General features: G+C 72.5%; 17 protein-coding genes and 1 pseudogene. 10 read left to right on the top strand and 8 right to left on the bottom strand.

Features of this window, described 5'->3' with window-relative positions; translation table 11 throughout:
- The first annotated feature begins 88 nt into the window (after positions 1-88).
- Entirely contained in the window at positions 89-1,300 is a 1,212-nt protein-coding gene (locus ACWDYJ_RS20690) for a hypothetical protein (RefSeq protein ID WP_451567030.1), read from the top strand.
- A 156-nt stretch (positions 1,301-1,456) separates the two neighbouring features.
- Entirely contained in the window at positions 1,457-1,954 is a 498-nt protein-coding gene (gene greA, locus ACWDYJ_RS20685; protein WP_451567029.1) for a transcription elongation factor GreA, read from the top strand.
- 126 nt (positions 1,955-2,080) lie between these two features.
- On the opposite strand, the gene ACWDYJ_RS20680 is transcribed toward greA, so the two are convergent.
- The 3 genes from ACWDYJ_RS20680 to ilvA all read right to left on the bottom strand — a co-directional run bounded on the left by ACWDYJ_RS20680 (position 2,081) and on the right by ilvA (position 5,392).
- Positions 2,081-2,950, bottom strand: a complete 870-nt coding sequence (locus tag ACWDYJ_RS20680; RefSeq protein ID WP_451567028.1) for an ABC transporter permease — start codon at positions 2,948-2,950, stop codon at positions 2,081-2,083.
- Positions 2,947-3,963 carry an ATP-binding cassette domain-containing protein gene (locus ACWDYJ_RS20675; RefSeq protein ID WP_451567027.1) on the bottom strand — a complete coding sequence of 339 codons (1,017 nt, stop codon included), beginning with the start codon at positions 3,961-3,963 and terminating at the stop codon, positions 2,947-2,949. The genes ACWDYJ_RS20680 and ACWDYJ_RS20675 overlap by 4 nt, the downstream gene beginning before the upstream one ends.
- A gap of 196 nt (positions 3,964-4,159) precedes the next feature.
- Positions 4,160-5,392, bottom strand: a complete 1,233-nt coding sequence (ilvA, locus tag ACWDYJ_RS20670) for a threonine ammonia-lyase (protein ID WP_451567026.1) — start codon at positions 5,390-5,392, stop codon at positions 4,160-4,162.
- A gap of 315 nt (positions 5,393-5,707) precedes the next feature.
- On the opposite strand from ilvA, the gene ACWDYJ_RS20665 reads away from it, so the two are divergent.
- The 3 genes from ACWDYJ_RS20665 to ACWDYJ_RS20655 are packed head-to-tail and all read left to right on the top strand — an operon-like array spanning position 5,708 to position 7,039.
- The gene (locus ACWDYJ_RS20665) at positions 5,708-6,229 is read left to right on the top strand and encodes a MarR family winged helix-turn-helix transcriptional regulator (protein WP_451567025.1); all 522 of its coding nucleotides are present in this window, start codon (positions 5,708-5,710) and stop codon (positions 6,227-6,229) included.
- 58 nt (positions 6,230-6,287) lie between these two features.
- Complete coding sequence (locus ACWDYJ_RS20660) at positions 6,288-6,791, top strand: sigma factor-like helix-turn-helix DNA-binding protein (protein ID WP_451567024.1); 504 nt, start codon at positions 6,288-6,290, stop codon at positions 6,789-6,791.
- Positions 6,788-7,039 carry a hypothetical protein gene (locus ACWDYJ_RS20655; RefSeq protein WP_451567023.1) on the top strand — a complete coding sequence of 84 codons (252 nt, stop codon included), beginning with the start codon at positions 6,788-6,790 and terminating at the stop codon, positions 7,037-7,039. The genes ACWDYJ_RS20660 and ACWDYJ_RS20655 overlap by 4 nt, the downstream gene beginning before the upstream one ends.
- Before the next feature lie 28 nt (positions 7,040-7,067).
- Here ACWDYJ_RS20655 and ACWDYJ_RS20650 read toward each other — a convergent pair whose 3' ends face one another.
- Positions 7,068-8,225: a cystathionine gamma-synthase gene (locus ACWDYJ_RS20650; RefSeq protein WP_451567022.1), complete on the bottom strand. Its 1,158-nt coding sequence runs from the start codon at positions 8,223-8,225 to the stop codon at positions 7,068-7,070.
- Positions 8,226-8,366: 141 nt separating this feature from the next.
- Between ACWDYJ_RS20650 and ACWDYJ_RS20645 the strand changes: the two genes are divergently transcribed.
- The 4 genes and pseudogenes from ACWDYJ_RS20645 (at position 8,367) to ACWDYJ_RS20630 (ending at position 11,108) form a co-directional block, all read left to right on the top strand.
- Complete coding sequence (locus ACWDYJ_RS20645) at positions 8,367-9,479, top strand: hypothetical protein (RefSeq protein WP_451567021.1); 1,113 nt, start codon at positions 8,367-8,369, stop codon at positions 9,477-9,479.
- A gap of 76 nt (positions 9,480-9,555) precedes the next feature.
- Positions 9,556-10,218 carry a peptide-methionine (S)-S-oxide reductase MsrA gene (gene msrA / locus ACWDYJ_RS20640; RefSeq protein ID WP_451567020.1) on the top strand — a complete coding sequence of 221 codons (663 nt, stop codon included), beginning with the start codon at positions 9,556-9,558 and terminating at the stop codon, positions 10,216-10,218.
- A gap of 71 nt (positions 10,219-10,289) precedes the next feature.
- A pseudogene (locus tag ACWDYJ_RS20635) lies at positions 10,290-10,784 on the top strand (DUF3885 domain-containing protein); the annotation flags it as partial.
- The gene (locus tag ACWDYJ_RS20630) at positions 10,767-11,108 is read left to right on the top strand and encodes a DUF6247 family protein (RefSeq protein ID WP_451567059.1); all 342 of its coding nucleotides are present in this window, start codon (positions 10,767-10,769) and stop codon (positions 11,106-11,108) included. The pseudogene ACWDYJ_RS20635 and the gene ACWDYJ_RS20630, both read left to right, overlap by 18 nt.
- Before the next feature lie 146 nt (positions 11,109-11,254).
- On the opposite strand, the gene ACWDYJ_RS20625 is transcribed toward ACWDYJ_RS20630, so the two are convergent.
- The gene (locus ACWDYJ_RS20625; protein WP_451567019.1) at positions 11,255-12,328 is read right to left on the bottom strand and encodes an NAD(P)-dependent alcohol dehydrogenase; all 1,074 of its coding nucleotides are present in this window, start codon (positions 12,326-12,328) and stop codon (positions 11,255-11,257) included.
- A 211-nt stretch (positions 12,329-12,539) separates the two neighbouring features.
- Between ACWDYJ_RS20625 and ACWDYJ_RS20620 the strand changes: the two genes are divergently transcribed.
- Positions 12,540-13,430 carry a helix-turn-helix domain-containing protein gene (locus tag ACWDYJ_RS20620; protein WP_451567018.1) on the top strand — a complete coding sequence of 297 codons (891 nt, stop codon included), beginning with the start codon at positions 12,540-12,542 and terminating at the stop codon, positions 13,428-13,430.
- A gap of 24 nt (positions 13,431-13,454) precedes the next feature.
- On the opposite strand, the gene ACWDYJ_RS20615 is transcribed toward ACWDYJ_RS20620, so the two are convergent.
- From ACWDYJ_RS20615 to ACWDYJ_RS20605, 3 genes are read right to left on the bottom strand one after another with little or no spacing between them, the layout of a single operon-like run.
- Positions 13,455-14,423 (bottom strand): GNAT family N-acetyltransferase, encoded by a 969-nt coding sequence (locus ACWDYJ_RS20615; RefSeq protein WP_451567017.1) that lies wholly within the window; start codon positions 14,421-14,423, stop codon positions 13,455-13,457.
- 35 nt (positions 14,424-14,458) lie between these two features.
- The gene (locus tag ACWDYJ_RS20610) at positions 14,459-15,136 is read right to left on the bottom strand and encodes an ABC transporter ATP-binding protein (protein ID WP_451567016.1); all 678 of its coding nucleotides are present in this window, start codon (positions 15,134-15,136) and stop codon (positions 14,459-14,461) included.
- A 55-nt stretch (positions 15,137-15,191) separates the two neighbouring features.
- A complete protein-coding gene (locus ACWDYJ_RS20605; RefSeq protein ID WP_451567015.1) occupies positions 15,192-16,667 on the bottom strand; it encodes an ABC transporter permease in 1,476 nt (491 codons plus the stop codon).
- Positions 16,668-16,708: the final 41 nt, after the last annotated feature.

Here is a 16,708-nt window from a genome sequence, read left to right as displayed (position 1 = left end):
CGGCCGGGCGACTTGGGTCGTGATCATGGCGGTGTCTAGCATGTGCACGCCACCTGCCCGTGTACTGCTCAGCCGACGGAAGCCACCCATGCGCCTCAAGCGGACACTCGCCGCGACCGCCGTCCTCGCCTCGCTCACGACGCTCGCCACGGCCTGCGAGGACCCCGCCGGGGCCCGCCCGCCCGCCCCGGGGCCCACGGCGGCGGCCTCGGGGCAGGACGGAGCCGCGAGCGCCACCCCGACCGCGACCGCGACCGGCAACGGCGCCGCGCCGGCCTCGCTGGCCGAGGCGCAGACGTACGTGCAGAAGTTCGCCTCGTGCGCGGACATGAGCACGGACCCCAAGGACGGTCGGCTGCCGCTGAGCGACTTCACGACCGTCGGGAAGTGGTCCGTCACCGAGCGCGGCGTGTGCTCGGACAAGAACGAGCGCGGCGAGATCATCTTCTACATGGCCTCGGACATGAAGGCCTTCCAGCAGGGTTACAAGGACCACACCATGGCGCGGATCACGGCCGGCGAGGGGGCCTACGGCCTCTCCAGCCGCGTGATCGTCGGCAGGAACTTCGCGATCACCCCGACGAAGACCAGGACGGCCGTCGCCCTCGTCGACTCGGACCTGCGCATCCTCACGTGCAACCCGTCCGCCCGTGTGCCGGACGGCTACAAGCGGGAGAAGGCGCTGGTCGACGACTGTACGCTCACCGACTTCGTCAGCAGCGAGGACGGCCGGGGCAGCACGAACCACGAGGCTCCCAGCGACCCCGCCACGGAGGGGCCCGAGAAGGCGGGCCAGCCCGCCACGGGCAGCCTGGGGCTCCCGAGCGCGGGCAGCCTCGCCGAACTGAAGAAGCTCGTCCACCCGCACACCGTCGACTGCACGAACATGTCCACCGCCGACGCCGACGTCTCGTCGATCGACTACCAGCCGGTCGTCAAGGGCGACCACCGCGCCTGGGGCGTCAAGGACCGCGCGGTCTGCGGCACCCTCGGCGGGGCTCAGCGCGCGCACGACCTGAACTGGTTGGACGTCGTCACCGACATGAGGACCCTGCAGCTCAGGGCCAAGGAGGCGCAGCTGGCCGACCTGAAGGACGACGGCCGCCTCAAGGCCACCGCGAGCAAGCTGCTGGTCGGCACGAACATCGCCGTGGAGACCAACGACAAGTCCGCCCGGCACGGTCTGTACCAGCTGCAGTTCCTGTACCTGAACTGCGAAACGGCCTTCACCGCCCCGGCGGGCTACCGGCTGGAGAAGTCGCTGGTCGAGGGCTGCGTCCTCACCAATTTCGAGCGCTGAGCGACGGGCGCGGCGCGGGATGGCGCATGGGGAGCCGGGATGCAATGACACACTTCATACACAGGGTGTCCTCCCCCTTTTCTTCCCGAATTGTTAGGCTCGTGGTTTCGCCCGCCGCTGGCGGCTTTGTAGTCCCTGTACCGACGAGGAGCACCCGTGACCCAGACGAGCGAGAGCGTCACCTGGCTGACCCAGGCGGCGTACGACCAGCTGAAGGCGGAGCTGGACTACCTCTCTGGTCCCGCACGCACGGAGATCGCCACGAAGATCGCAGCCGCCCGCGAAGAGGGCGACCTGCGTGAGAACGGCGGTTACCACGCGGCCAAGGAGGAGCAGGGCAAGCAGGAGCTCCGGGTGCGCCAGCTCACCCAGCTCCTGGAGAACGCGAAGGTCGGCACGGCGCCCGCGTCCGCCGGCGTGGTCGCCCCCGGCACGCTCGTCACGATCGCCTTCGACGGCGACGAGGACGACACGCTGGAGTTCCTGCTGGCCTCGCGCGAGTACGCGTCCTCGGACTTCGAGACCTACTCCCCGCAGTCCCCGCTGGGCAGCGGTGTGATGGGCAAGAAGATCGGCGAGGACGCCGAGTACGAGCTCCCGAACGGCAAGAAGGCCGCGGTCAAGGTCCTGGCCGTCAAGCCGTTCACCGGCTGATCACCCCTGCGGGCAGACCGGCTCGCGTGAGCCCCCGTCCGGACGAGATCCGGGCGGGGGCTCACGCGTAGGCGGGTCGGGCCGGGGGTCAGGCCGACGGGTCGGGCCGGGGGTCAGGCCGACGGGTCAGGCGGTCGCCGAGCGGTACTTGCGGACCGCGAGGGTGCGGAAGACCACGATGATCAGCAGCGACCACAGGACGGACGCGAGGACCGGGTGCTGCATGGGCCAGGCCTCGGGGACCGGGTAGCCCTGCGGGAGGTTGCCGAAGAGCTCGCGGGCCGCCTGGACGGTGGCGCTGAAGGGGTTCCACTCCGCGATGTGCCGCAGGAAGGCCGGCATGTTCTCGGAGGGGACGAAGGCGTTCGAGATGAACGTCAGCGGGAAGAGCCAGATCAGCCCGCCGGAGGTGGCCGCCTCGGGGGTCCGTACGGAGAGCCCGATCAGGGCGCCGATCCAGGAGAACGCGTAGCCGAGCAGGAGCAGCAGGCCGAAGCCGGCGAGCACCTTGCCGAGGTTCTCGTGGGTGCGCCAGCCGACGATCAGGGCCACGACCGCGAGGACGACCACCGTCAGCGCGGTCTGGACGAGGTCGGCGAGGGTGCGGCCGGTCAGGACGGCGCCGCGGGCCATGGGCAGCGAGCGGAAGCGGTCGATCAGGCCCTTGTGCATGTCGTCGGCGATGCCCGCGCCCGCTCCGGCCGTGGCGAAGGTGACGGTCTGGGCGAAGATGCCCGCCATCAGGAACTCGCGGTAGTCGGCGGGCGAGGTGCTGCCGCCGACGCTGATCGAGCCGCCGAAGACGTAGCTGAAGAGGACGACGAACATCACCGGCTGGATGACGCCGAAGATGATCATCTCGGGGATCCGGGACATCCGGATCAGGTTGCGCTTGGCGATCACCAGGGAGTCCTTGACGCCTTGGGTGACGCCGCCGCGCGGCCGGGGTGCCGCGAGCTGCGGGACCGGAGAGGACGGAGAGGTCGTGGTGGTCACTTCGCCGCCTCCTTGCGCGCGCCCTTGCGGCCCTTGGGCCCGCCGTCGCCCTCGCCGTTCTCCTGCGCCTCCTGCTCGGCCGTGTGGCCGGTGAGGGAGATGAACACGTCGTCGAGGGTGGGGCGGCGCAGGCCGATGTCGTCGATCTCGATGCCCCGCGCGTCCAGCTCGCGGATGACCTCGGCGAGCAGCTTGGCGCCGCCCGCCACCGGGACGGTGAGCTTGCGGGTGTGCTCCTCGACCGTGGTCCCGCCCTTGCCGAATCCGGCGAGCACCTCGCGCGCGGTGGCGATGTGCTCCCGCTCGTGGACGACGACCTCGACGCGTTCGCCTCCCGTCTGCGCCTTGAGCTGGTCGGAGGTGCCGCGGGCGATGACCTTGCCGTGGTCGACGACGCAGATGTCGTGCGCGAGGTGGTCGGCCTCCTCCAGGTACTGGGTGGTGAGCAGCAAGGTGGTGCCGCCCGCGACGAGTTCCTGGATGATCCCCCACAGCTGCTGGCGGTTGCGCGGGTCGAGTCCGGTGGTCGGCTCGTCCATGAACATCACGGGCGGGCTGACGACCAGGGCGGCCGCGAGGTCGAGGCGCCTGCGCATGCCGCCGGAGTAGGTCTTGGCGATGCGGTCGGCGGCGTCGCCGAGGTTGAAGCGCTCCAGGAGTTCCGCGGCCCGGGCCTTGGCCGCCTTGGCGTTCATCTGGTAGAGCTGGCCGACCATCTGGAGGTTCTCGCGGCCGGTGAGGTACTCGTCGACCGCGGCGAACTGGCCGGAGAGGCCTATGGAGCGGCGGACCTCGTTGGGGTGCTTGAGCACGTCGATGCCGGCGACGACGGCCCGGCCGCTGTCGGGCTGGAGGAGGGTGGTCAGGACGCGCACGGTCGTGGTCTTGCCCGCGCCGTTGGGGCCGAGGAGGCCCAGCACGGTGCCTTCGGGGACATCGAGGTCCACGCCGTCCAGAGCCCGTACGTCGCCGAAGGTCTTGACCAGACCTTCGGCGTAGATGGCGCCTGGCATATGGGTTCTCCCAGTGCGGATCGGGCCAGCAGAAACTGGACTTTCCTACGCAAATCCTAGGGTTGCCGGGCAGGCCGCACCCGACACTGGGCACGGTAACGCGCTATATCGCGTCGCGCCACGCAGTTTCGGGAACCGGCCCTGCCCGCGAGCCCGTCCGGGAACCCCGGCTCGCAACCCCGGCCGGGACGGACCGTCAGCTCATCACCCTGTACCCCGCGCTGTGCAGCGAACGCGCGACCTCCGCACAGTGTTCCGGCCCCTTCGTCTCCAAGTGCAGCTCCACCTCGACCTCCGTGAGCCCCAGGCGCGGGTCGGTCCGTACGTGGCTCACGTCCAGCACGTTGGCGTCCACCAGGGACAGCACCCCGAGCAGGCCCGCCAGCGCCCCCGGCCGGTCCGCGACGCGCAGCCGCAGCGACAGGTAGCGGCCCGCGGCCGCCATGCCGTGGCGCAGGATCCGCTGGAGCAGCAGCGGATCGACGTTCCCGCCGGACAGGACGGCCACCACCGGGCCGCCGCCGTACAGTTCAGGCTCGCTCAGCAGGGCGGCCACCGGGCTGCACCCGGCCGGCTCGACCACCAGCTTGGCCCGCTCCATGCACAGCAGCAGGGCGCTGGACAGGGCGTCCTCCGACACCGTCCGTACGTCGTCCAGCAGTTCGCCGATGATGGCGAAGGGGATGTCGCCGGGGCGGCCGACCTTGATGCCGTCCGCCATCGTGTTCGGGTTGTCGATGGACACCGGGTGGCCGACCTTGAGCGAGGGCGGGTACGCGGCCGCGCCCGCCGCCTGCACGCCGACGACCCGCACGTCCGGGCGCAGCGCCTTCACCGCGACCGCGATGCCTGCGGCGAGCCCGCCCCCGCCGATGCCGACGAGGATCGTGCGCACCTCCGGGCACTGCTCCAGGATCTCCAGACCCACCGTGCCCTGGCCGGCGATGATGTCGCGGTGGTCGAAGGGATGGATGAACACCGCCCCGGTACGGTCCGCGTAGTCCTGGGCGGCGGCGAGCGTCTCGTCCACGACCTGCCCGTGCATGCGCACCTCGGCGCCGTACTCCTGGGTCGCGGCCACCTTCGGCAGCGGCGCCCCGACGGGCATGAACACCGTCGAGCGGACCCCGAGGAGCGAGGAGGCCAGGGCCACGCCCTGCGCGTGGTTGCCCGCGCTCGCCGCCACCACACCGGCCGCGCGCTGCTCGGGGCGCAGGCCCGCGATGCGTACGTAGGCCCCGCGCAGCTTGAAGGAGCCGGTGCGCTGGAGGTTCTCGCACTTGAAGTGGACCGGGGAGCCGGTGAGGGAGGAGAGGTGACGGCTGCCTTCCATCGCGGTGACCCGGGAGACTCCGGACAGCATCTTCTGGGCTCCCCGGACGTCGTCGAGGATGACCTGCGGGACGGGCTGGGGCACGCGGTAGTTCATGCCGCCAGTCTCGCAGCCCACGGGGATCGGGGCTCGGGCCGTCCGCGGGCCGGGCGCGGACCCGGGGACGGGCGTCGGGCGGGCATCGGGCGGGCGTCGGACAGGCCCGGGGTCGGCCCGGGGTCGGCCCGGGGTCGGCTCGTGGGCGGCTCGTGGGCGACTGCCGCACGGGGCGAAATCTCGCCATCCGGGACAGCCCCGGGGCGGCCGGACGCATGGGCCGTACCAGTTCTCGTACGCGGCGTACGAGCCGCCCCACGGCCGCGTACTGTGTCCCCCATCCTTGTCGGCCCCACGCGAAGAGAGCCCACGGCCATGCCCTCCATCCCGGCCAGTTCCGACCTGCCCCCGGCGGCCGAAGCGCCCGCCGGAGCCGGTCTCCTCGACGCGCTCCAGCACCAGGTGGCGGTGTTCGCCCGCCGGGCGGAGCAGACCCGCCTGGGCGGCGTCGGCCAGGCCCGCAACTCGATGGACCGCGCCGCCTACCTCCTGCTGAACCGGCTCGATCTGGAGGGCCCGATGGGCGTCAAGGCGCTCGCGGGCGGGATGGGCATCGACTCGTCCACCGTGACCCGCCAGGTCGCCCCGCTCGTCGACAGCGGTCTCGTCAAGCGCACCTCGCACCCCGAGGACGGCCGGGCCGTGGTCCTCGCGCTGTCCCCGCGCGGGCTGGCGCGGCTGGAGGAGGTCCGCGCGTCGCGGCGCGAGCTGATGGCCCGGGTGACCGACGGCTGGACGCCGCAGGAGCGCGAGGTCTTCACCGAGCTGCTGACCCGGTTCAACGTTTCGCTGTCCGAGCTGATGTCCGCCGCCGCCGAGGGCGGCCCGGCTTCCTGATTACGCCGCGTCCCGAGGTGTCCGACCCCTTGACCGGGGTGGTGCCACCGGCCGCACCATGTGGACTGTGGACCGGCGTTCGGGGCGCTACCCGGAGTTCGAGGCCTTCGTCGCGGGTGCGGCGGGGCGGCTCCTGCACGTCGCGGTGCTGCTGACGGCCGAACCGCCGTCCGAGGCGGCCGCCGCGCGCCGGCTGCTCGCGGGCGCGCTGGCCCGTACGTACGCCCACTGGCACCGGCTGCGCGGCGACGACCCGTACGACCACACCCGCCACGAGCTGTGCTCCGCGTACGCCCGCACCGCCTGGCGCCACGGCGGCGGTACGGGCGTCCTCGCGCGGCTGAGCCCGCAGGAACGCCTCGTCCTGGTCATGCGGGTCTACGAGGGCGTCGCCGAGGAGGTCACGGCCGCGCAGCTGGGGCTGGCGCCCGAGCGGGTCGAGGCGCTGTGCAACCGGGCCGTGGCCGCGATGCGTTCCGACCCCGCGGCCGGGCCTGAGGGGCGTGCCGGGCGTGCCGGGCGCGCCGGGTATGACGGGCGTGCCGGGCGGGATGCCGCATGAACCCCCTCGACCGTAAGGAAGCCCAGGTCAAGCAGCTGCTGGAAGGCCCGCACCCGGTGGTCCCGGCCGGTCTGGCGGTCACGGCCGCCACGCACGGCAGGCGGCTGCTGCGCCGCCGCCGGGCCCTGCGCCGGATCGGCTGGACGCTGCTGTTCGCGGCGGCGGTGGCCTTCACGGTGTGGGCCTCGCTGACCCGGCCGTGGGCGACTCCGCCGAGCGGCGTCTCCCCGCCCCTGGAGGGCTGGTAGGGAGGGCGCCGCCCGGCGAGCCGGCGTCCTAACCCAGGGCCTGGGTGAGGTCCGCGAGGAGGTCGTCGACGTTCTCGATGCCGACCGAGAGGCGGACCAGGTCCGCCGGGACCTCCAGGGCCGAGCCGGCCACCGAGGCGTGGGTCATCCGGCCCGGGTGCTCGATGAGGGACTCGACGCCGCCCAGGGACTCGCCCAGGGTGAAGAGCTTGGCGCGGTTGCAGACCTCGACCGCCGCGGCCTCGCCGCCGGCGACCTGGAAGGAGACCATGCCGCCGAAGGAGCGCATCTGCTTGGCGGCGATCTCGTGGCCGGGGTGCTCGGGCAGGCCCGGGTAGAGGACCTTGGTGACCTTGGGGTGGCGGGTCAGCAGGTCGACGACCTTCGCCGCGTTCTCCGAGTGCCGGTCCATGCGCACGGCCAGGGTCTTGATGCCGCGCAGCACGAGCCAGGAGTCGAAGGGCCCGGCCACGGCGCCCATCGCGTTCTGGTGGTAGGCCAGTTCCTCGCCGAGCGCCGCGTCCGCGGTGACCAGGGCGCCGCCGACGACGTCGGAGTGGCCGCCCATGTACTTCGTCAGCGAGTGCACGACCACGTCCGCGCCGAGCGCGAGCGGCTGCTGGAGGTAGGGGGAGGCGAAGGTGTTGTCCACGACCAGCTTGGCGCCGGCCGTCCGCGCGATGTCGGCGACCGCGGCGATGTCGGTGATGCCGAGCAGCGGGTTGGAGGGGGTCTCGACCCAGATGACCTTGGTCTTCGGGGTGAGGGCTGCCCGTACGGACGCCGCGTCGGAGGTGTCGGCGACCGACCACTCCACGCCCCAGCGGGAGACGACCTTCGCGAAGAGGCGGAAGGTGCCGCCGTAGGCGTCGTTCGGGATGACCACGTGGTCGCCCGGCGCGAGCAGCGTGCGCAGCAGGCAGTCCTCGGCGGCGAGCCCCGACGCGAAGGCGAGGCCGCGCCGGCCGCCCTCCAGCGCCGCGAGGTTCTCCTCCAGCGCGGTACGCGTGGGGTTGGCGCTGCGGCTGTACTCGTAGCCGCCGCGCAGTCCGCCCACGCCGTCCTGCTTGTACGTGGACACCTGGTAGATCGGGGGTACGACGGCTCCCGTCAGCGGGTCCGCCGTATTGCCCGCGTGGATCGCGCGGGTCTCGAAGCTCTGGTGCTCGTGGCTGTCGTCGCTCATGGGCAGATGCTATGCCCCGGCCCGGCCGCGGTCCTCTCCTGGCCTGACAGAGCACTGGCCGGGCGCTGACCTGCCCCTCCCCGGGGACAGGGAGGTCCTGCCATTGGCCTTTCCCCCTCCCCGTCTGGTTCGCTTGGCCGCATGGAGATTCTGTGGGTCCTGATGATGCTGGTCATGGTCGGCGTCATGGTCGCCTCGTTCGTACGGGCCAGGCGCGGGGGTGGCGGCGTCCGCCAGGTCGCGCCCGGCAGCCCCGACGCCGCCGACCCGGCGGACTACGGGTTCATACGGGAGGAGCAGCTGGACATCCGGGTGCCCGGCCCCGACCAGGACCTGATGGACGCGCTCGGCAACGTCCAGCGCAGCGGGCAGTGGCAGGCCGCGTCCCAGCTGCTCGCGGGAACCCCGAAGGAGGGCGAGCAGCGCTGGCAGCGCGTGCAGTCCTTCGGCGGTGCGGCGGCGCTCGAGCTCGTGCAGCAGCCGAGAGCGGGCGCGCAGTGGCTGAAGGCGTGGCGGCTGGAGGCGGAGAAGGACGCGGGCGGCGCGCAGGTGCACGCCGAGCTGCTGGTGCAGCAGGCGTGGCGGCACTCGGGCGGCGTGGGCTCCGAGGACCACCGGATCATCCTGGAGGAGGCCCGGGAGGCCTGCCGCAAGGCGGCGCTGCTGGCGCCGGGCGATCCGGTCCCCTTCATCACGGAGCTGGCGATCGCGCGGGCGCTGGGCTACTCGGAGGCGGAGTTCGACGCGCTCTGGGCGAAGATCATCGACGTGGCGCCGCAGCACATGGGCGCGCACCTGGCTGCCCTGCACTACTGGTGCGAGAAGTGGCACGGTTCGCGGCAGAAGGCCGACGTCTTCGCCCACGCGGCGGCCGCCCGGGCCCCGCGGGGTTCGCTGCTGGCCGCGCTGCCGCTGTTCGCGGTGTACGAGCACCTGCCCGAGGTCAATCTGGTGCGGAGCTTCTACCAGAGCGCGGTCGTGACGCGGGCGGTGGAGGGCGCGCTGTACGCGGTGAACTCCGCGCGGGCGGACGACCCGATGCTGGCGCACGTACGGCACCTGCTGCTGGTCTTCCTGGTGAACATGGAGCGGTGGGCGGAGGCGATGGAGCAGGTCCGGCACGTGGACGGGTACGTCGGCGCGCTGCCGTGGTCGACCACGCCGGACCCGGCGGCGGCGTACGCGGTGTACCGGGCGCTGGCGGTGGCGGGGTACGAGGCGAACGGCGGCTCCCCGGCGACGCTGCCCCGCTGACGGGCCCACCAGTGGGCCGGGGCACGGGAATCCCTGCCCGCCCCCGTCCGTTGAGAGTCCTACAAGGAGGGAATCCATGTTCTCGTACCGCCGCACGCCCGAGCTGCCCACCCGCGAGGAGGCCCTGAAGGGCCGCCTGGAAGCGCAGTTCACCCTGCCCGAGCGCCACACGGTCCTCGGCAACCCCCTGGCCGGCCCTTACCCGGAGGACCTGGAGGTCGCGGACTTCGGCCTGGGCTGTTTCTGGGGCGCGGAGCGCAAGTTCTGGCAGACCCCCGGAGTCTGGACCACCGTGGCCGGCTACCAGGGCGGCTTCACCGAGAACCCGGCGTACGAGGAGGTGTGCTCGGGCCGGACCGGCCACACGGAGGTCGTCCGCGTGGTCTACGACCCCTCGCTCGTCTCCTACGAGACCCTCCTGAAGCTCTTCTGGGAGTCCCACGACCCCACCCAGGGCTTCCGCCAGGGCAACGACGTCGGCACCCAGTACCGCTCGGCGATCTACACCCACTCCCCCGCCCAGCAGGCGACGGCCGAAGCCTCCCGCGCGGCGTACCAGCGCGTCCTGGCCGCCTCGGGCTACGGCGAGATCACCACGGCCGTCCTCCCGGCCTCGGACCGCCCCTTCTGGCCGGCGGAGCCGTACCACCAGCAGTACCTCGACAAGAACCCGGGCGGCTACTGCGGCATCGGCGGCACGGGCGTCTCCTGCCCGATCGGCGTGGCCGCCGCCGAGTGACCTCCCCGCTCACCGACCCCGCGCACGCGCGGCTGACCCGGCTCTGGGAGGCCCTGCGGCCTCCCGGGCCGATGGAACCGTACGAGCTGAGGTCGGCGTACCGCGACCGGTGGGTGCGCTTCCACAGCCTGCCGGATTCGAAGCGCTACGCGGAGGACGAAGGGGAGTACGCGATCCTCCTCGACCGGTACAACACAGTCCTCGACGAGCTCTTCGCGGGCGGCGAGATCTACGTGGTGACCACCGGCTGGTCCGACCCCTCGGAGCACGAGGCCGGCCCGGCGCAACGCCGCGCCCTCCACCCGGAGGGCACGCTGTGGACGACTCTGGACGACACCGAAGACGCGGACCCGGACTTCCACACACGCTGGTACTTCTACGCCGACCGCCGCCGCTGGCAGCCCGGCTGCCTCGACGAACTGCTCCGCGCGGTCGCGGAGGACGAACTGCCGGGCATCTTCGTGACGGACCCCGACCTCACCCGCATGTACCACCCGTACGACGGGGGCGCGGACGTCATCCTCGCCACCCCCGCGGAACGGGACCGCATCCTCGTCCGCCACCCCGGCTGGCTCCCGCCGGCCACCGTGACCGCGCTGCGGCGAGATGTGGCGCAGATCTTCCCGGCGGCCCTGCCCGCGTTCACCCGGGAGCTGGACCAGGCGGCGGACCAGTCGCGGGAGACGTGCGACCAGGCCCCGCTGCGACGGTTCATCGCCCAGTGGGCGGCCTACGTGCACATCCAGCGCCAGCCGCACCTCGCCTCGGAGCTGCGGCGCTGGGAAGACACCGCCGCCACCGGTGACGCCGACCGGGCGCGGCGGGCCGCCTCCGAGATCGGCAGGATCCTCGACACGGCCCACACCGCCCTCGGCGGTCCGCCCCTGTGACACCGCACGGGCCTTCGCCGCCGGTGGTGACCGGGTGGTCGTCGTCGGGCGGCGGGCCCGAGCGGATCGTCCTCGACGCCCACGGCCGCGCGCGACCGGCTGCGCGGCTCACTCGCGCGGCTCGACCGGCTCGACCGGCGGACGGATCAGATCGTGGAGGTGTCGATGACGAAGCGGTAGCGGACGTCGCTCGCCAGGACGCGATCGTAGGCCTCGTTGATCTGTTCGGCGGCGATGACCTCGATCTCCGAGCCCAGGCCGTGCTCGGCGCAGAAGTCCAGCATCTCCTGGGTCTCGGCGATGCCGCCGATCATCGAGCCGGCGAGGGTCTTGCGGCCGCGGATGACGGAGAACAGGTTCAGCGAGACCGGCTCCTCGGGGGCGCCGACGTTCACCAGCGCGCCGTCGACCTTCAGCAGGTTCAGGTACGCGTCCAGGCCCAGCGGCGCGGAGACGGTGGAGAGGATCAGGTCGAAGCTGCCGGCCAGCTCCTCGAAGGTGGTCTCGTCGTTCGTGGCGTAGTAGTGGGAGGCGCCCAGCTTCAGGCCGTCCTCCCGCTTGCGCAGGGACTGGGACAGGACGGTGACCTCCGCGCCCAGGGCTGCCGCGATCTTCACGCCCATGTGGCCGAGGCCGCCGAGGCCGACGATCGCGACCTTCTTGCCCGGGCCCGCCTTCCAGTGCTTGAGGGGGGAGTACAGGGTGATGCCGGCGCACAGCAGGGGCGCGGCGACGTCGAGGGCGAGGCCGTCGGGGATGCGGACGGTGTAGTTCTCGTCGACGACGACGTGGCTGGAGTAGCCGCCGTACGTGGGCTCGCCGTTCTTGTCGAGGGCGTTGTAGGTGCCGGTCATGCCCTTGACGCAGAACTGCTCCTGGCCGCTCAGGCAGTACGCGCAACGGCGGCAGGAGTCGACGAAGCAGCCGACGCCCACCCGGTCGCCGACCGCGAACTTCGTGACGCTCGGGCCGACTTCGGTGACGACACCGGCGATCTCGTGGCCGGGGACCATCGGGAAGATGCCCCCGCCCCAGCCGTCGCGCGCCTGGTGGATGTCGGAGTGGCAGATGCCGGCGTACTTGATGTCGATGAGGACGTCGTGCTCGCCGACCGGGCGGCGCGGGACGGTGGTGCGCTCCAGCGGGGCCTTGGGGGCGGGGACGGCGTAGGCGGCGACCTGAGTGACCTGGGGGGCCTGGGGGGCCTGGGTGACAGACATGGGGGGCTCTCCTCGGACGAGGACGTCATGCGTGACGTCACACGGTGATGACGTACGTCGGGTCATGACGTCCGTGCTGCGATGACCGCAACGATGCCAAGCACGCGGCCGGGCACCCAGCCCCCTGCCGTACCTAGGACTGCTGGACCTACCCCTGGCGGGGTCAGGCTCGGGCCCGCGCCGGGCACCCCCGCGCGGGGATACTGGCGCTATGGACCACCTTGATCAGCATGCCGAGCTGGGCGAGTTCCTGCGCTCCCGCCGCGGACGGCTGCGCCCCGAGGACGTGGGTCTGCCGGACTACGGCCGCCACCGCCGGGTACCGGGGCTGCGCCGCGAGGAGCTGGCGCAGCTGGCCGGGGTGTCGGTGGCGTACTACACGCGTCTGGAGCAGGGGCACGGGCACAACGTGTCGGCGGACGTACTGGACGCCATCGCGCGGGCGCTGCGCCTGGACGGCACGGAAATGGCGCACCTGACCCACCTGGCGAGCCCGCGCACCCGCAAGCGGCGCCAGCCCCGGCGCCCGCAGCAGGTCCGCCCGGAGCTGCGCACGCTGCTGGAGGCGATGGACGGCGTACCGGCGTACCTGGTGGGGCGGCGGCAGGACGTCATCGGCTGGAACCGGCTGGCGGCGGCCGTCTTCGGCGACTTCGGTGCGCTGCCCCCGGCCGAGCGGAACCTGGTGCGGCTGGTGTTCCTCGACGCGGCGACCGCCGATCTGTACGCGGACTGGGAGTGCCGGGCGTGCGAGGTGGTGAGCAACCTGCGCATGTACGCGGGCCAGCACCCGGACGACGAGCAGCTGTCGGCGCTGGTCGGGGAGCTGTCGGTGAAGAACGAGGAGTTCCGGCGGCTGTGGGCGGCGCACACGGTGGCGGACAAGACCCACGGGGTGAAGCGGCTGAGGCATCCGCTGGTGGGTGAGCTGCTGCTGTCCTTCGAGACGCTGACCCTGCCGGACGACCCGGCCCAGTTCCTGGTCACCTTCCACGCCGAGCCGGGCTCCCCTTCGGCGGACGCCCTGCGGATGCTGTCCTCCTGGTCGGCGCCGTCGCCCGTGCCCGCCTCCGCGCCGGCCCCGGCCGAGGAGTCGGCCTGACGCCTTGACGGGGTTACGGGCGGCTCAGACCTTCCGCTGGAAGACCGCCACCGGGCGTTCCCGCCGGTATCCCAGGGCCTCGTTCACGGCCAGCATCGGGGTGTTCTCGTCGGCCACCGTCGTGCCGATGCGGCGCAGCGCCGGGTGGCGCTCGGCGGCTGCCGCCTGCATGTGCAGTTTGACGGCGCGGCCGAGGCCGTGGCCCCGGTGGGCGGGGACGACCACCGTGTCGTACTGGAGGCCGCGCGGGCCCGCCGGGTCGGGCAGCACCAGAACCGTGTACGCCGCCACCTCGCCGGCCGGTGTGACCGCCGCGACCATGGTGTGCTCGCCCCCGCGGTCCACGACCAGGCGCTGCGCCGCTTGGACGCGCTCCGGCGTCCAGGCCTGGATCCGCTCGTCCATGTCCCCGCTCGGGGCGTCCTCCATGGCCATGTGGGCCTCGGCGGCGGCGGGCGCCCACGCGTCGGGCAGCACGCCGTGCCAGGTGTGGATCTCGTAGCCGGGTGTGGCGGGCACCGGCGCCGGCTCCCGCGGCAGCTCCCGCACGTACCAGGCCAGGGCCAGTACGTTCTCGAACCCCAGGCTCTCGGCGAATGCCTGTCCGGCGCCGCCGAGTTCGGTCACCGTGGCGACCGAGGTCCGGTCCTCGGCGAGGAGTTCCTCGTGGACCCGCCGCCACAGGGCCGTGCCCACGCCCCGGCGGCGCGCGTGCGGGCGTACGGCCAGGACGTCGAGGAAGGCGGTGTGGGTGTTTCCCTCGTCGGAGGGCAGGATCAGCGCGGCGACGCCCTCGTCCGTCCGCGCGGTCCAGTGCGCGATCCGCCCCCGTACCGACGGCACCCGCAGCCGCCCCGCGATTTCGTCGCGGGTCGGCGCGGGTACGTCGGGCAGGTGGGGCAGGTCGGCGGCCTGGGCCGCGGCCAGGACCTGCCACCAGGCGGTGATTTCGGCGTCGGAGGCGGGTTCGGAGAGCGCGTTGACCATCGTCATGCTCCGGACCCTAGAGCGCGCCACGGCCGATTCGCTCAGGGATTTTCCGTCACTGCCACCTTGCCGCGCCGGATCGTCGCGACGCGCGGCGCGCGCTTCGCCAGTGCACTGTCATGTGTGACCATCACGAAGGTCAGCCCGTGGTCCTTCCACAGCCCTTCCAGCACCTCCATGATCTCGTCCCGCATCGACTCGTCGAGATTGCCGGTGGGCTCGTCGGCCAGCAGCACCTTGGGCCGCTTCACCACGGCCCGCGCGATCGCGACGCGCTGCTGCTGCCCGCCGGACATCTCGTCCGGCAGGTGGCCCATGCGCTCGCCCAGGCCTACGGACTCCAGGGCCTCGGCGGCCCGTTCGCGCCGCTCGCGCGCCTTCAGGCCGAGGGGGACGAGGGCCGTCTCGACGTTCTCCTGGGCGGTCAGCGTCGGGATCAGGTTGAAGGACTGGAAGACGAAGCCGATGTTCTCCGCCCGGACGCGGGTGAGCCGGGCCTCGGACACCGACGCCAGGTCCAGGCCGTCGAACACGACCTGCCCGGCCGTCGGCCGGTCGAGCGCGCCGAGCATCTGGAGCAGCGTCGACTTGCCGCCGCCGGTGGGGCCCTGGATGACGAGCCGGCCGCCGTCCTCGATGGTCAGGTCGACCCCGGCGAGGGCGTCGACCGATTTCTTGCCGCGCTGGTAGCGCTTGGTGACTCCGCTGAGTTCGTACATGTCGTTCGTTCCTCGCTTGCGTGGCCGTGGTGGGGAGTCGGTGGGCGACTGGGGGCTATTCGACGCGGCGCAGCGCGTCCGCCGGCCGGAGCCGGGAGGCCCGCCAGCCGCCGAAGCCGCCCGCGACGAGTCCGCCGGCGACCGCGAGGGCGACGGCCAGGCCGATGGTGGAGAGCGAGACGGGTGCGGTGAGGGCCACGTCCAGGGCCTTGCCGGCGGCCTGGCGGGCGCCGGGGCCCATCATCCGGACCCCTCCCGCGCCACCGCCGGGTCCGCCGCCGCCCGCGAGCTGTGCGGTGAGGCTGGGGCTCAGGGCGGTGATCAGGTACGCGGCCCCGAGGCCGATGCCGATGCCGAGGGCGCCGCCGATGAGGCCGTTGACCAGGGCTTCGCCGACGACCTGGCCGGTGACGCGGCCGCTCTTCCAGCCCAGTGCCTTGAGGGTGCCGAACTCCCGCACCCGCCGGGAGACGGCGGAGGAGGTGAGGAGGCCGGCGACGAGGAACGCGGCGGCGAGGACGGCGTACGAGAGCCAGGTGCCGACGGTGGAGGCGAGCGAGGAGGCCGTGGACAGCGAGCCGGAGACGGTGTCGGCGAGGTCGGCGGAGGTGGTGACCGTGGTGTCGGGGACGTTCTTCTGGATGGCCTGCTTGACGTCGGCGAGGCCCTGGGAGTCCTCGGCCTGGACGTAGACGGTGGTGATCTTGTCGGGGGTCCCGGCGAGGGTCTGGGCCTGCTTGAGCGGGACGTAGACGTTGGCGGCGGCGTCCCCGCTGTCGGCGGTGGCGATGCCGACGACCTTGAACCTGGTGTTCTTGACGGTGACTTCGGAGCCGATCTCCAGCTTGCTCTTCTTGGCGTAGGCGCTGTCGACGACGGCGACGGCCGCGTCGGTCTCGTCGGCCTCGAAGCCCCGGCCCGAGGTGATCTTGGAGGTGGTCAGCGGGCCGAGCTTCGGCTGGGTGACGTCCGTGCCGTACACGGAGAAGGAGTTGACGTCGAAGTCGGCGCCGCCGCCCTGGACCGTGTCGCCGGGACCGCCCGTGCCGCCCGCCGTGGCGCCGGGCTTGGCCGCCGTACCGCCCTCGGCGCGCTTGACCTCGCCGCGCTTGAACTGCCCGTTGACCTTCATCACCTGGAGGCTGAGGCCGCCGACGGCCTGGGCGACCCCGTCCTGACCGGCGACCTTGCCGACGGTGGCGGCGTCGAGGGTCTCGAAGCCCTGCGGCAGCACCATGTCACTGCTCTGCTCGGCGTCGGATCCCGCCTCCCCCTCGCCCTTCGCGTCGAACTTGAAGCGCGGGCGGGCGGCTGCGGACCCTTCCCCCGGCGGGGCCTGGGCCTTGGTGACGGTCATGTCCGTGCCCAGTCCGTAGAGCGACTGGAGGACCTTGCCCTGGGCTGCCGTCATACCGGCCGAGACGGAGCTGACGACGATGACGAGGGCGATGCCCAGGGCGAGTCCGGAGGCGACGACGAGCGCCGCCTTCCTGCGACGGCGCAACTCGCGCCGGAGGTAGGTGAAGAACATGCGGCCGAAACTAGGCAGCCCTGGTGATCGCCGGATAAGCC

The organism is Streptomyces sp. NPDC003042, from assembly GCF_053591315.1.
Note: the sequence above shows the minus strand (reverse complement) of the source record. Positions and strands in the feature narration are given on the sequence as shown.

Excerpts from the sequence above, each read along its gene's own strand:
- ACWDYJ_RS20690 (WP_451567030.1), top strand. The coding sequence starts at position 89 with ATGCGCCTCAAGCGGACACTCGCCGCGACCGCCGTCCTCGCCTCGCTC.
- ACWDYJ_RS20675 (WP_451567027.1), bottom strand. The coding sequence starts at position 3,963 with ATGCCAGGCGCCATCTACGCCGAAGGTCTGGTCAAGACCTTCGGCGAC.
- ilvA (WP_451567026.1), bottom strand. The coding sequence starts at position 5,392 with ATGAACTACCGCGTGCCCCAGCCCGTCCCGCAGGTCATCCTCGACGAC.
- ACWDYJ_RS20665 (WP_451567025.1), top strand. The coding sequence starts at position 5,708 with ATGCCCTCCATCCCGGCCAGTTCCGACCTGCCCCCGGCGGCCGAAGCG.
- ACWDYJ_RS20660 (WP_451567024.1), top strand. The coding sequence starts at position 6,288 with ATGTGGACTGTGGACCGGCGTTCGGGGCGCTACCCGGAGTTCGAGGCC.
- ACWDYJ_RS20655 (WP_451567023.1), top strand. The coding sequence starts at position 6,788 with ATGAACCCCCTCGACCGTAAGGAAGCCCAGGTCAAGCAGCTGCTGGAA.
- ACWDYJ_RS20650 (WP_451567022.1), bottom strand. The coding sequence starts at position 8,225 with ATGAGCGACGACAGCCACGAGCACCAGAGCTTCGAGACCCGCGCGATC.
- ACWDYJ_RS20645 (WP_451567021.1), top strand. The coding sequence starts at position 8,367 with ATGGAGATTCTGTGGGTCCTGATGATGCTGGTCATGGTCGGCGTCATG.
- msrA (WP_451567020.1), top strand. The coding sequence starts at position 9,556 with ATGTTCTCGTACCGCCGCACGCCCGAGCTGCCCACCCGCGAGGAGGCC.
- ACWDYJ_RS20625 (WP_451567019.1), bottom strand. The coding sequence starts at position 12,328 with ATGTCTGTCACCCAGGCCCCCCAGGCCCCCCAGGTCACTCAGGTCGCC.
- ACWDYJ_RS20620 (WP_451567018.1), top strand. The coding sequence starts at position 12,540 with ATGGACCACCTTGATCAGCATGCCGAGCTGGGCGAGTTCCTGCGCTCC.
- ACWDYJ_RS20615 (WP_451567017.1), bottom strand. The coding sequence starts at position 14,423 with ATGACGATGGTCAACGCGCTCTCCGAACCCGCCTCCGACGCCGAAATC.
- ACWDYJ_RS20610 (WP_451567016.1), bottom strand. The coding sequence starts at position 15,136 with ATGTACGAACTCAGCGGAGTCACCAAGCGCTACCAGCGCGGCAAGAAA.
- ACWDYJ_RS20605 (WP_451567015.1), bottom strand. The coding sequence starts at position 16,667 with ATGTTCTTCACCTACCTCCGGCGCGAGTTGCGCCGTCGCAGGAAGGCG.